This window comes from Selenomonas sp. oral taxon 892 str. F0426 (genome assembly GCF_000468035.1).
GTDB lineage: Bacteria > Bacillota > Negativicutes > Selenomonadales > Selenomonadaceae > Centipeda.
In genome coordinates this window covers 58,321-71,135 of the sequence record NZ_KI260523.1, presented here as the reverse complement: position 1 = coordinate 71,135, position 12,815 = coordinate 58,321, and the positions used below count along the sequence as shown (strand labels likewise).

Below are 12,815 nucleotides of genomic sequence, written 5' to 3'. Positions count from 1 at the left end.
AAGAAACCTCCTATTTTCTCCCCTTTGATTTCTTTTGAAACGCCGCCTTCTTCTTCCCGGCACTCACAAGCATCTCGCGTGCGTTTGCCAGAGCGGCCTCCGTGACATCATCACCAGAGGCCATACGCGCGATCTCACGCACTCGCTCATCAGCAGAGAGTTCCTCCACTTGCGTCACTGTTGCCTCACCCTTCACGGATTTCGCAATGTAGAGATGTTCATCTGCCATACATGCAATCTGCGGCAGATGAGTAATACAGAGCACCTGCTTGTACTGAGCAACGAAAGCGATGCGCTCAGCAACCATCTGGGCAGTTCTCCCACCAATGCCCGTATCAATCTCGTCGAACACCATGCTCGCCCCGCCTATATCACGTGCGGCTGCAATGGATTTGACGGCGAGTGCAATACGCGAAAGCTCTCCGCCTGAGGCAATCTTCTCAAGAGGCTTCTCTTCCTCCCCAACATTGGCTGAAAAGAGCATAGTAAGTCTGTCAGCACCACGATTTGTGTATTTTTCCTCAGGTGTAACAACAATACGAAACCGTGCCCTTTCCATCCCAAGGTCCTGCAGCTCACGCTCGATACTCCCGGAGAGTACGGCACCGATCTCCTGCCGACGTACTGTAAGATCCGCCGCAAGTACTTTTAATTGTTCGTACAAGGCTGCAATCTCCGCCTCCAAACGCTCCATGTCAATATCATAGTTGTCGACGCTTTCCAGTTCATTGCGAATAACAAAGAGACGTTCAAATACGGCAGGAATCGATCCACCATACTTCTTTTTAAGGCGATCAATTGCATCCATACGTGTCTGTATCATATCGAGACGTGCCGGATCGGCATCGATGGAGTCAAGATAGTCACGCACCTCATAGGACGCCTCCTGGAGAGAAATATATGCCTCCTCTATCATAGAACGAGTATTCGACAGCCCATCGTCATAGCGTGCAATTTCATCGAGCGCATGCGTAACTCGTGAAAGTGCGGACAAAACCGAGAGACCTTCTTCTCCATCCTCACTGAGGAGATTGCTCACATCAGAAGCATTCTCGACTAGACGTTCCGAGTGAGAGAGACGGCGGATCTCAACCTCAAGCTCCTCATCCTCCCCCTCTGTCAGCTCTGCCTCAGCAATCTCCTTTTCCTGCCAGCGCAGCATATCCACGCGCTCTCCAATGTCTGCAATCTTCTCCGCACGCTCTTCACGCAAACGAGATTTCTCCCGCCATGCAGAATAGACCTCCGCGTAACGCATTAGAAGCTCGCAGAGGCTGCTGTCGCCGCCCTCGAGTAGACTACGCTGTGCATCCTCGTGCAGAAGCGCCAGATTCTGATTCTGGCCATGAATATCTACAAGATGCGGAGCAATCTTCCTAAGGAAAGTCAGTGTAACATGGGTGCCATTGATAAGAATGGTCCCCTTTCCCGTGCGCATGACTTTACGCAAAATGATGAGCTCATCCTCACATTCGATTTCCTGCTCCGTCAACAAGGTGCGCAGAGGCTTGTCGCTCGAATCAAGTGAAAAAACAGCCTGGACACGCAGAGCATCGGCACCGCTGCGTATCGCATCATTCGATATGCGATGTCCTAGGATTGCACCTAGGGCATCGATCAGGATAGATTTGCCAGCACCCGTCTCCCCCGTCAGAATATTAAGCCCCGAACCGAATTCGACGGCAACTTCCTCAAGTAGTGCAAAATTCCATACACGAAGGCTTAGCAGCATAATGTTACCTCCCTCTCAGTGAATAATCTCCTGAATACGGGCAACAATTTGCTCCGCGGCTTCCTTTGGTTTAACCAAGACAAAAATACTATCATCACCGGCAACAGTCCCAATGATCGCCTTCCAGTCGGAGGAGTCCAATACAGAAGCAACCGTCGCAGCAGCCCCGGGCATCGTCTTAACGAGAACTATATTTTCACTAAAATCGCAGCCAATCACATTATCTTTGAAAATACGCTTCATACGACTCTCAGAAAACCGAACGGCTTCATGCGGAGATATCGCGTAGCGATAGCGTCCGCCGCCTGCCGGAACCTTAATCAGAAAAAGTTCCTTAATATCACGTGATATTGTTGCCTGTGTAACACGCATATGACGTGAACGCAGAGCCTCAGCAAGGGCTTCCTGAGTTTCGATAATCTCCTCGTCTATAATCTTCTTGATGAGGTCATGGCGTCGACTTTTCATTCCGCTCTCTCCTAGCAGTTTCTCCAAAGTTTCGTACGCAGGATCTGATAGTAGTCCTTATCCTCGAATTTGATAATCCCCGCACGCACATCCGAACACCTGACCGTAACAATATTATCTGGATGAATCGGTGTCGTCTCCTGTCCATCAAGTGTTACGATGATACTCTGCCGTGTATCGATGAGGTTGATGTGCACGATGTCCTCTTCACGAATAATAAGAGGTCTGATGTTGAGTGTATGCGCACAGATTGGCGTAAGAAGAAGTCCTCTTACCATGGGGTTCATGATCGGGCCACCTGCCGAGAGGGAGTACGCCGTAGATCCTGTCGGAGAGGCAACAATAAAACCGTCTGCTTTACATTCAACAAGCGGCGTATCATTGACAGCAAGTCCGAGGGAGATGATGCGTGCAGCATCCCCCTTCATTACAACGATATCATTGATTGCATAGCCAAGAAAACGCTCCATACCATCCGACTGTGTCACATACCCTGCGAGAAAGCGTCTCCACTCGACGTGATAATCGCCCTGACATAGTTTTTCCAGGCGCTCCTCAAGTTCATTCTGCTCAATATCTGCCATAAATCCAAGTGTTCCCATATTAATCCCGCAGACAGGAACTGGATTTGAGGCATAACGACGACAGATACCGAGCAGCGTACCGTCCCCGCCAAGACTGAGGGCAAAATCTGCGGGCTGACGTTCAATATCGTCGACACCGCAGTCCTCCATCCCAAACTCAGCAGCACGTACACGCGGAAGGATAATGCGCGCCTCACGCGTAGCAAAGAACGCACGGATTCGCGTGAGAATGTCGCGCGTCTCCGGTTTGATCAGATTTGGAAAAACCGCTACCGTCTTCATAGAAATGTCAGCACCTCACCCATCCAACGTATGATGTGCCTCTGTGACAATATCGTGCACAGAAACCTCATCGATCCGCTGTTCCCCATCCCCTTGCAGCTTGAGATACAGGAGGTATTCAATATTCCCCTTGGGTCCCTTAACCGGTGAAAATGTCAGCCCCGCAACAAAAAATCCCTGCTCCTCTGCCACAGCGAGAACCTGCTGAATGACATCTTCGTGCACCGCCGGATCACGGACAACACCATTCTTCCCTACGCGCTCCTTCCCCGCCTCGAATTGAGGCTTAATCAGCGCGATCACTTCTCCGCTCTCCACAAGCAGTGTCCGCACAACAGGAAGAACCTTGTCCAATGAGATAAACGCCACATCGATCGAGGCGAAATCAATCATTTGTCCCAACATCTTCACCGTCATGTTGCGTATATTCGTACGTTCCATATTGACAACGCGTGCATCCGTTCGCAGCTTCCAGTCCAGCTGTCCGTAGCCAACATCGATCGCATAGACCTTTGCTGCACCGTTTTGGAGCATACAGTCCGTAAAGCCGCCTGTCGAGGCACCGATATCTGCCGCCGTCTTTCCCGCGAGCACGGTGCCAAATACCGCAATTCCCTTTTCCAGCTTCAGCCCGCCGCGGCTGACATAGGGCAGATCCTCCCCCACAACGCGCAGCACTGCGTCCATTGGTACCGTCGTCCCTGCCTTGTCAATGCGCTGCTCGTCTGCGAGTACCTGCCCCGCCATGATGAGGCGCTTCGCGCGCTCCCGACTGGGGGCAAGCCCCTGCTCCACAAGAAGGACATCCAACCGCTCTTTTTTCAAGATATCCCCTACTGCTTCCGATTCACAAGATAGCCAACAAGCTCACGCAGGAACGCAGCCCGTTCTCCAAAGATATAGAGAGCCGACTCTGCCTCCTGTACCGTACGACGTGCGAGATCCTGCGCGTCCTCAAGCGATGTCAGCGACACATAGGTCGACTTGTGATTCTTTTCATCGCTGCCGACAGGTTTGCCGATCTCTTCCGCCGTCCCGATAACGTCGAGAATGTCGTCCGTGATCTGGAAGGCAAGACCAAAGTGGTTGGCATACGCCGTCAACGCCTCCAACTGATCCTCCGCTGCGCCCGCGAGAATCGCACCGCTGCGCAGAGCCGCACGGAAGAGCGCCCCCGTCTTGCCCATGTGGACGCGGCGGAGTTCATCAATCGAGATCTGGCGGTTCTCCGCCTCAAGATCGAGCATCTGGCCGCCGACCATCCCCTCGGCACCGGCAGCACGACTGATCTCGTCCACCACGCGCAAAAGAGCCTCCGCAGACACATCCTTCTGGCGCAGGATCACCGTGAATGCAAGCGTGAGGAGTGCGTCTCCCGCGAGAATCGCAGGCCCCTCGCCATACACCACATGATTCGTGGGCTTGCCACGCCGCAGCTCATCGTTATCCATCGCAGGAAGGTCATCGTGGATGAGCGAGTAGGTATGGATCATCTCGAGCGCGCATGCCACGGGCAGAAACCTCGTCCCATCCACACCGACAGCATCTGCCGCCGCCATCAGGAGGATGGGACGCAGGCGCTTCCCACCCGCCATAAGGCTGTATGCCATCGACTCACGCAGTTTTTCATCCAGTATGGCTGTATTTGCCAACTCTTCCTGCAGAGCACGTTCAACAAGCTCCTGACGTTTCTTCCAGAGTTCCTTCATCATCAGCCTCCAATCTGCAGCTTCTCTTCTGAAACGCCATTTGCCGTTTCCTTCACAAGAAGATCCATTGTCTCCTCGGCGCGTTTGAGAGATGTCATACAAACATCGGACAGCTTAATCCCTTCCGAGTACTTTGCCATGAGATCGGCAAGCGATAGTTCCCCTGTCTCGATCTCAGAAACAATTTGTTCCAATGCGCCAAGTGCCTCCTCAAACGCCAACTCTTTTTTACGCGCCATGCTGCTTCTCCTTTGCCTCAACCACAGCAGATATTTTTCCGTCCGCAAATGTAATATTCAGATGATCACCAACGGCAAGAACCTTTGATCGCGTCACCGCTTTCCCATCCTTCTCGACAACACTGAATCCACGATACAGAATATGCACGGGGTTTAGGAGTTCCAGACGCTTCAGCACGAGTTCCAAACGGTGACGCGCATGCGTGCGGCCATCCTTTGCCACACGGTGCAGCCGCTCCGTTACACGATCCGTGCGCTGCATGGCAGACGCAAGCAATAGTTTCGGATTCCGATACCATGGACGGTCGATCAGCGTCTTGAGACGTCCCCCGCGCTGCTCCATCTGACGCACACGAGCTGCATGGAGGCGCGTGAAGAGTCCTCCCACATACTGACGCAGTTCCGCCGCGTCAGGAACTGCGAGTTCCGCCGCCTGTGACGGGGTTGCCGCACGTCGATCACTGACGAAATCCGCGAGCGTTGTATCCGTCTCATGTCCGACTGCGGAAATAACGGGAATCCGTGACGCATAGATCGCACGTACGACCGGCTCCTCATTGAACGCCCAGAGATCCTCGGCAGAACCGCCGCCACGCCCCACAATTAGTACATCCACAGGATATTTCGCGTTGAAGAATTGAATTGCTCCCGCGATCTGCCCCGCCGCCTCCGTTCCCTGCACGAGAACGGGATGGAGAATAAGCTGAATCCCTGGCCAGCGGCGCTTGGTAACCTTGTGAATGTCGCGCAGAACGGCACCGGCAGACGATGTGACAATCCCAATCCGACGAGGGAAGCGCGGCAAGGGCTGCTTATGCGACTCATCAAAAAGCCCCTCGGTGTATAGTTTCTCCTTCAGCTGTTCAAAGGCAAGTGCAAGCGCCCCCGCCCCCTCCGGCGTCAGAGCATTCACATAGAGTTGATACACACCATCCCGCTCGTAGATGGACACACTGCCTCCTGCAATGACCTGCATCCCGTTCTCCGGTGTAAAACGCAAATTTCGTGCGGAACTATTGAACATGACACATTTCATGCTTGCTCCGGTGTCCTTCAGCGTGAAATAACAGTGACCGGATGGATAGCGTTTGAAATTGGAAACCTCACCGCGAATCAGGATATCTGATAGGATTGCCTCCCCCTCAAACATCCCCTTGATGTATCGCGTAACATCACTGACAGAGTGAACGGTCATAGCACACCTTTCCGCATTGATAAAAAAAGAACCATTGCACGAAACTCTCGCGCAACGGATTCTTTCTTCATCAGAGCATCCTTAAATTTGAACAGATTTTTGCATTGCAGCAAGGATCCCGTTTACGTAGCGGCTCGCTTCGGCCGAGCCATATTTTTTTGCGAGTTCAACCGCTTCATTGATCGCAACAGGAGGATCAATGCGCTCCTCCTGGTAGTGCATCTCGTAGTAAGCCATACGAATGAGATTACGATCCACAGCAGCCATACGATGGAGCTTCCACTCCTTCGCGAGGCGGGAAATTTCCGCATCAATGTCGGTCAGATGTGCGCACGTCCCCTGCACAAGGTTATGTGCATAGGGAAGATCATCCTCTGTGATTCCCTCAACCTCGTTGATGGCAAGCTCACTTGCACGTTCCGTGGAGGCATCATCTGCAGCAAACTCCGACTGAAACAGCGTCAGCAGCGCGGCTTCCCGCGCGTGCCTACGGCTCATGACATCCTCCGAAACAGGCGATTCAAAGCACTCGTATCAATCAGCTCTGCCCAACCGCCGGCACGCTCTGCCCGCAGACCAATATACATACCGATGCCTGCACAGAGAAGGATGAAGACAATGCTCCAAAATCCAAAGAGCAGGACGGATATCCCAAATACAGTCCCACACAGGAACCCCGCTGTACGGCCGCGATGATTCAGCCATTGATCCTGGAGGAAGAACAGTATATTTTCTTTCATACCGATCCCCCGTTATGACACAGCGCGCTTAGATGATGAACCTGCTGCATTCGAAATCTCTGTCACGCGGAGCATCACAGGGACATCTGCAATGCCAAGTACATCGTGGAGATTCTGACGTACCTGAGCGGTCATCTCCTCGGAGACCGCATTCAGACTCGTATGATCTGCAAGCGTAATCTTGATCTCCACCTGCATCGGTGTCGTGAGAGAATCCTTTGGTGCGTCATCCACAGAGATAACGGCATTCGCTGTACGTACTCCCTGCATCGAAAGAGCTACGCGCTCGACAATCCCGCATATGGCAGGAAGAGCAACCTGAACCGCTCCCGCCGGTGTGTCAACTACCATAAATTCGCCATGTGTCCGCGCAGTTTTCGATGTCCTAGAAAAGACGGCAAAGAACAACTTAAAGCTGACTAAGAAGAGAACTCCGCATACCGCCAATAGTTCCTGCTGTGCCAAAGCATAGCGCACCTCATTCAGCCATACATTCTCTGGAATAATACGCAAAGCCACACTGATCACGGCAAGAGACAGTGCCATCATAAACAGCACATAGGGCAGGAGCAACAGACGATTTATAATTCCCATCGTTTAGCTCCTCAATCGCATTCAGCGCACACGAGCTTCCTCGACCTTCGGCTCTTCTTCTGGAAAGCCGACACCCTGCACATGCACGTTGACTTCAATTACTGTAAGCCCTGTCATCGTCTCAATAGCACGCTTGACATTCTCCTGGGCTGCAAGTGCAACTTCAGGAATACGAATACCGTACTTGACAATGATGTAGAGATCAACAGCGGCTTCCTTCTCACCCACCTCGACCTTAACGCCCTTAGAGAAGTTCTTGCGTCCAAGAATCTCCGCAATACCGCCGGCAATGCCGCCGCTCATGCCAGCAACGCCTTCGACCTCCGTTGTCGCAAGGCCTGCAATGATGCTGACAACCTCATCTGCAACGCGAATAGTGCCGAGTCCATTTTCCTTTTTTACTGCATTCTTCTCATTATCCATGTCCATATCCTCCATTCTCACGAAAACATACTTATCCGCGCTCGATATAATTTCCCGTGCGCGTATCGATTCGAAGGACATCCCCCTCGTTAATGAAGAGAGGAACTCGAACCTCATAACCGGTCTCGACCTTCGCCATCTTCGTCGCTCCCGTTGCTGTATTGCCCTTAACACTCGGCTCACACTCGATTACCTTAAGGCTGACAGAGTTCGGAAGCTGAATACCAATGATGCGCTCCTTGAACTGTTGAACCGCAACCTCCATGTTCTCCATAAGATAGTTCAGTGCATCGCCGAGCTGCTCACGTGTGAGCTCAGTCTGTTCATAGGTCTCAGTGTTCATGAACGTATAGACGCCATCCGCTTCGTAGAGATACTGCATCGTATGCGTCTCAAGATGAGCCGCAGGCATTTTCTCATTCGGATTGAACGTACGCTCAATCACGGCCCCAGTCTCGACGTTCTTGATCTTCGTACGGACGAATGCAGCACCCTTTCCCGGCTTCACGTGCTGGAAATCGACAATCTGCCAGACGCCTCCATCGTATTCAATGGTAAGACCAGTGCGGAAATCGGTGCTGTTAATCATATCATTCGTTCCTCCATACAATACATTGTCTTTGCATATTATAGCGGTTTTACTGGCAGATTTCAATAAATTCTTTTGGTGCGTGTGTCAGGGGCTCTGCACCATCTGCCGTAATGAGCACCGTATCCTCAATGCGGATGCCGCCCCACCCCGGAATGTAGACACCAGGCTCATCTGTAATCAGCATATTCGGAAGAAGCCTCGTATGGCCTGCTTTCGAGAGGCGCGGCTCCTCGTGAATCTCAAGCCCCAGACTGTGCCCAAGTCCATGTCCGAAGTATTGATCAAGGTTCTTCTCCGCAAGAGATTTTCGCGCCACATGGTCCACCTCGACCCCCGTCACTCCAGGGTGGAGTGCAGCAAGGGCGCATTTCTGTGCGCTAAGCACTGCACCGTAGAGTTCACGCTGACGCTCATCCGCACGCCCTACACAAATCGTGCGCGTGATGTCCGAGTGATAGCCGCCACAGACTGCGCCAAAATCCATCGTCACAAGTTCTCCGCTCGTGATCACTTTGTCACTCGCCACACCGTGCGGCAGACTTCCACGCACGCCCGAGGCAATGATTGTCTGAAACGCGGGACGCTCCGAGCCAAGCCTGCGCATATGATGCTCAAGTTCCGCTGCAACCTCCACCTCCGTCATGCCCGGCTGAATATAAGCAATGATATGGTCAAATCCTTCGTCTGCAATGACGCACGCACGACGAATGAGCGCGATTTCGTCCGCATCTTTTACCTGACGGAGTGCATCAAGCGCGAGCGAAGTATCAAAGGAAATCTCTCCGAGCATCTCCTTTAGCTTCTCATACTGGTCACAGACAAGTGCAGCTCCCTCGTATCCAAGCGCAACGACGCCCGCCTCCGCCGCAAGCTCCGCGACTTTCTTATACAGCCCGTCCCGCTGCTCCACAATCTCATAGAGAGGGGCCTCTGCAGCTGCTTGTTCCTTATAGCGACTGTCCGTCACCAGTACAAGCCGCTCATGCATTACAAGAAGAGCTGTCGAATCCCCACGAAAGCCGCTGAAATAGTGGACGTTCTCCTCCTTTGTAATGAGAACAGCATCCACTATCTTCTCCGTGAGAAACGCCCGCAAACGCTCAATACGCCCATCCATATTCATCGCGTTCCTCCAATCCGGCAGATAATCGCCTCGAGTGCCGCCATATAGCTCTCCGCACCGAGTCCGGCAATCTGTCCAAGCACAACGGGGGCGATAACGGACTTGTGGCGAAAATCCTCACGCTGATGGATGTTTGATAAATGCACTTCAATGACGGGGACATCGACCGCCGCAATCGCATCGCGGATTGCAATGCTGTAATGCGTGAATGCGGCAGCGTTTAGGATGATGTAGTCCACCCTCCCGTGCGCCGCCTGAATCGCATCCACGAGCACCCCCTCGTGGTTTGACTGCAAGCATTCCATGTCCAAACCTGCCGCCTCGGCGCGGCGGCGCAGACGTTCATTGATATCCTCCAGGGTCAGGGAACCATATATCTCAGGCTCCCGCGTACCAAGCAAGTTGAGATTGGGTCCGTTCAGTACAAGTATCTTGCCCATAAGTGCTCCTAATATTTGATGGAAAAGTCACGCTCGCCGGATACAGGACCGCGCTCCTCAACATCCAAACGCTCCACACGGATGAAGTAATTGCCCGCACGCATGGCTTCAAAAGCCGCCTCGACTGCAGATGCAGCACCCTGCAGCTCCATCGTCACAGTTCCATCGGACATGTTCATCACCCAACCCGTGACATCGTTCATCACCGCCTGCTGACGGACGAACATACGGAAGCCCACACCCTGCACGCGCCCTGCGGCGCACGCATAGCGGCGAATCACATCTTCCATCATCGCATCTCCTTCTTCATAGGGATATCACGACGCAAAATACTGTTTGGCTCGACCGGCTGCTCCATTCGTATATAGATGAGCTGCTGCGGATGCGGCGCCGCCGTGATTTCCTGCCCCTCCGCATCCCACATTTCCGCAAGCTCCTGACGGAACAGAGCGCCTGCGGGCTGAAATACCTCGATTTCCTGTCCCAGCTTTATATGGTTGCGCTGCTCCACCGCAGCAAGCCGCGTTTCACTGTCATAGGAGCGTACAAGCCCCACAAAGTCCGAACTCTGCTCATAGGAGGACGAGGCGTAGATCTGATCCGCCGCCGTCGTCTTTCCGAAGAAAAATCCCGTCGTATAGGAACGGTGTGAGACCTTTCCCAGCTCAGACAACCACGCCTCCTGTGCAGCATAGGGAGTCCCCGCGAGACAGGCATCCAGCGCCATACGATATGCCTTGACCACACTCGCAACATAGTGGACACTCTTCATGCGCCCCTCGATCTTGAGACTGTCGACGCCGGAGTCCACAACCTCATCCAGATACGGCAGGAGACAGAGATCCTTTGAATTCATGATATAGGTACCGCGCTCATCTTCCTCAACGGGATAGTATTCCCCCGGACGTGATGCCTCCACGAGCGCATATTTCCAGCGACAGGACTGAGCACATCCGCCGCGATTCGCATCGCGTCCCGTGAAATAACTGCTCAGAAGGCAGCGCCCCGAGTAGGAAATACACATTGCTCCGTGCACAAAGAGTTCGAGTTCCACATCCGTATGCTGGCGAATCTCGCGGATCTCCTCACGCGAGAGTTCACGTGCGAGCACCACGCGCTCCGCACCGAGTTCCTGCCACGCACGCACCGTGCGCCAGTTCACATTATTTGCCTGTGTGCTGATGTGCATGGGCAAATTGGGCACCACTTCATGCGCAAGCGAAAAGACGCCGAGATCGGCAACGAGTACAGCATCCACGTCCGCGTCCGCAAGAAAGCGCAAATAATCCGGCAGGGATACGAGATCCTCATTATGCGGGAAGACATTGACCGTCACATAGATCTTCTTCCCTGCACCATGCGCCAACTGCACTGCCGACCGTATCTCGTCATTCGTAAAATTGCCGCCGAACGCACGCAGCCCAAACTGCTCGCCGCCAAGATACGCCGCATCTGCGCCATAGACGAGTGCCATCTGCAGCTTCTCCATCGTTCCTGCAGGTGCTAGCAGTTCAGGTTTCTTTCCCATTCATCAGCCTCCGCATACCTTAACGCACCCGATCCACGAGATCGAGATGGTCTGCATAATTCGTTGCATAGTAATTATTGCCGTTTCGATCAGCTACAAAATACAGATAGTTCGTATCTGCCGGATGAAGTACCGCCATCAGAGAAGCCGTACCGGGACTTGCAATGGGTCCCGGAGGCAGCCCGACATTCTGATAGGTATTGTAGGGCGACTCAATCTCCGTATCACGGTAAAGCAGATCCTCCTTCGGAGCATCCAACAGGTACTGTACCGTAGGATCCGCCTGCAGCGGCATACCGATCCGCAGCCGCTTCAGGAAAATCTGTGCAATGATCGGACGATCTTCCTCATGATACGCTTCCTTCTCCACAAGCGAAGCGAGGGTCACAAGCTCATAGATTGAGAGATCCATTTCCTTTGCACGTTCACGCATCTCCTTTGTCAGACGGCGATCAAAGTTTTCCGCCATGATCTCCATGATACGCGCTGCATCAAATTCTCCGTTGATCTCATAGGTATCTGGAAAGAGAAAGCCCTCTGCCGCATAGCGCACATGCTCATGCTTCTCGACGTAAGGATATGGGCGATATGTCTTCGCAAGTTCCATGAAGTCATCAGCCTTGCAGAGACCCGCTGCTTCAAGGCGCTTTGCAATATCGTACACGCTGAACCCCTCTGGTATCACAAAGCGGATCACAACTGTATTGCCATAGACGAGCGTCTCGAACACATCGCGCGGTGTCATACCGGTCTCGAGCGCAAAGGTACCACTCTTGACCTTGTTCTCAAAGCCGTTTAGCTTTGCTGTCCACCAAAACTTCGTCTCACTGTCAATGACACCACGCTCATGCAGCTCCTTCCCGATCTCACTGACACTCATACCAGGGCGAACTGTGAAGAAAATGGGCACCCCACGTTCGCCCGTATAGGAAGAAGAGCCAGACAGCGGAACGATCACGAGTGCCACGATCAAAAAAAATAAAATTCCAAGCACCGGAATCCCGAACACAATTTTTTTCTGGAGCGGCGTTCCCTTCCCGCAATAGACAGCGTTAAATGCCTGCCGCAATCCGTCGTTATTCAAGAAGTCCAAAATTTCCTTCAACGACTCCTTCAAGACGAATCCTCCCTCTTTTCATACAGTTCCCTATGAAAAAGCTGTCATC

General features: G+C 52.9%; 17 protein-coding genes. All 17 read right to left on the bottom strand.

Translation table 11 applies throughout. The annotated features are described in order from the left end of the window. Positions 1 to 10: 10 nt before the first annotated feature. Positions 11 to 1,732: a DNA repair protein RecN gene (gene recN / locus HMPREF1992_RS01340; RefSeq protein WP_021684009.1), complete on the bottom strand. Its 1,722-nt coding sequence runs from the start codon at positions 1,730 to 1,732 to the stop codon at positions 11 to 13. Between the two features lie 15 nt (positions 1,733 to 1,747). Continuing rightward, on the bottom strand, positions 1,748 to 2,200 hold the full coding sequence (gene argR / locus HMPREF1992_RS01335; RefSeq protein ID WP_021684008.1) for an arginine repressor: 453 nt from the start codon (positions 2,198 to 2,200) through the stop codon (positions 1,748 to 1,750). Positions 2,201 to 2,211: 11 nt separating this feature from the next. Next, positions 2,212 to 3,066, bottom strand: coding sequence for an NAD(+)/NADH kinase (locus tag HMPREF1992_RS01330; protein WP_021684007.1), 855 nt, complete (start codon positions 3,064 to 3,066; stop codon positions 2,212 to 2,214). Positions 3,067 to 3,081: 15 nt separating this feature from the next. Further along, on the bottom strand, positions 3,082 to 3,891 hold the full coding sequence (locus tag HMPREF1992_RS01325; protein ID WP_021684006.1) for a TlyA family RNA methyltransferase: 810 nt from the start codon (positions 3,889 to 3,891) through the stop codon (positions 3,082 to 3,084). An 8-nt stretch (positions 3,892 to 3,899) separates the two neighbouring features. Next, on the bottom strand, positions 3,900 to 4,775 hold the full coding sequence (locus HMPREF1992_RS01320; RefSeq protein ID WP_037357955.1) for a polyprenyl synthetase family protein: 876 nt from the start codon (positions 4,773 to 4,775) through the stop codon (positions 3,900 to 3,902). 2 nt (positions 4,776 to 4,777) lie between these two features. Then, complete coding sequence (gene xseB, locus HMPREF1992_RS01315; protein ID WP_021684004.1) at positions 4,778 to 5,014, bottom strand: exodeoxyribonuclease VII small subunit; 237 nt, start codon at positions 5,012 to 5,014, stop codon at positions 4,778 to 4,780. Next, on the bottom strand, positions 5,004 to 6,209 hold the full coding sequence (gene xseA, locus HMPREF1992_RS01310) for an exodeoxyribonuclease VII large subunit (RefSeq protein WP_021684003.1): 1,206 nt from the start codon (positions 6,207 to 6,209) through the stop codon (positions 5,004 to 5,006). The genes xseB and xseA overlap by 11 nt, the downstream gene beginning before the upstream one ends. A gap of 81 nt (positions 6,210 to 6,290) precedes the next feature. Next, entirely contained in the window at positions 6,291 to 6,707 is a 417-nt protein-coding gene (nusB, locus tag HMPREF1992_RS01305; protein WP_021684002.1) for a transcription antitermination factor NusB, read from the bottom strand. Then, positions 6,704 to 6,949, bottom strand: coding sequence for a DUF2273 domain-containing protein (locus HMPREF1992_RS01300; protein WP_021684001.1), 246 nt, complete (start codon positions 6,947 to 6,949; stop codon positions 6,704 to 6,706). The genes nusB and HMPREF1992_RS01300 overlap by 4 nt, the downstream gene beginning before the upstream one ends. Positions 6,950 to 6,961: 12 nt before the next feature. Beyond that, positions 6,962 to 7,543: an alkaline shock response membrane anchor protein AmaP gene (amaP, locus tag HMPREF1992_RS01295; RefSeq protein ID WP_021684000.1), complete on the bottom strand. Its 582-nt coding sequence runs from the start codon at positions 7,541 to 7,543 to the stop codon at positions 6,962 to 6,964. A gap of 21 nt (positions 7,544 to 7,564) precedes the next feature. Beyond that, positions 7,565 to 7,981 (bottom strand): Asp23/Gls24 family envelope stress response protein, encoded by a 417-nt coding sequence (locus HMPREF1992_RS01290; protein ID WP_021683999.1) that lies wholly within the window; start codon positions 7,979 to 7,981, stop codon positions 7,565 to 7,567. 16 nt (positions 7,982 to 7,997) lie between these two features. Continuing rightward, on the bottom strand, positions 7,998 to 8,555 hold the full coding sequence (gene efp, locus HMPREF1992_RS01285; protein ID WP_021683998.1) for an elongation factor P: 558 nt from the start codon (positions 8,553 to 8,555) through the stop codon (positions 7,998 to 8,000). A gap of 49 nt (positions 8,556 to 8,604) precedes the next feature. Then, the gene (locus HMPREF1992_RS01280) at positions 8,605 to 9,681 is read right to left on the bottom strand and encodes a Xaa-Pro peptidase family protein (protein ID WP_021683997.1); all 1,077 of its coding nucleotides are present in this window, start codon (positions 9,679 to 9,681) and stop codon (positions 8,605 to 8,607) included. Then, entirely contained in the window at positions 9,678 to 10,121 is a 444-nt protein-coding gene (aroQ, locus tag HMPREF1992_RS01275) for a type II 3-dehydroquinate dehydratase (RefSeq protein ID WP_021683996.1), read from the bottom strand. The genes HMPREF1992_RS01280 and aroQ overlap by 4 nt, the downstream gene beginning before the upstream one ends. 8 nt (positions 10,122 to 10,129) lie before the next feature. After that, positions 10,130 to 10,411, bottom strand: coding sequence for an acylphosphatase (locus tag HMPREF1992_RS01270; RefSeq protein WP_037357952.1), 282 nt, complete (start codon positions 10,409 to 10,411; stop codon positions 10,130 to 10,132). Beyond that, positions 10,411 to 11,649 (bottom strand): U32 family peptidase, encoded by a 1,239-nt coding sequence (locus HMPREF1992_RS01265; protein WP_021683994.1) that lies wholly within the window; start codon positions 11,647 to 11,649, stop codon positions 10,411 to 10,413. Before HMPREF1992_RS01265 ends, HMPREF1992_RS01270 begins: the two co-directional genes overlap by 1 nt. 19 nt (positions 11,650 to 11,668) lie before the next feature. Beyond that, positions 11,669 to 12,766, bottom strand: coding sequence for an endolytic transglycosylase MltG (gene mltG / locus HMPREF1992_RS01260; RefSeq protein WP_021683993.1), 1,098 nt, complete (start codon positions 12,764 to 12,766; stop codon positions 11,669 to 11,671). Positions 12,767 to 12,815 lie beyond the last annotated feature (49 nt).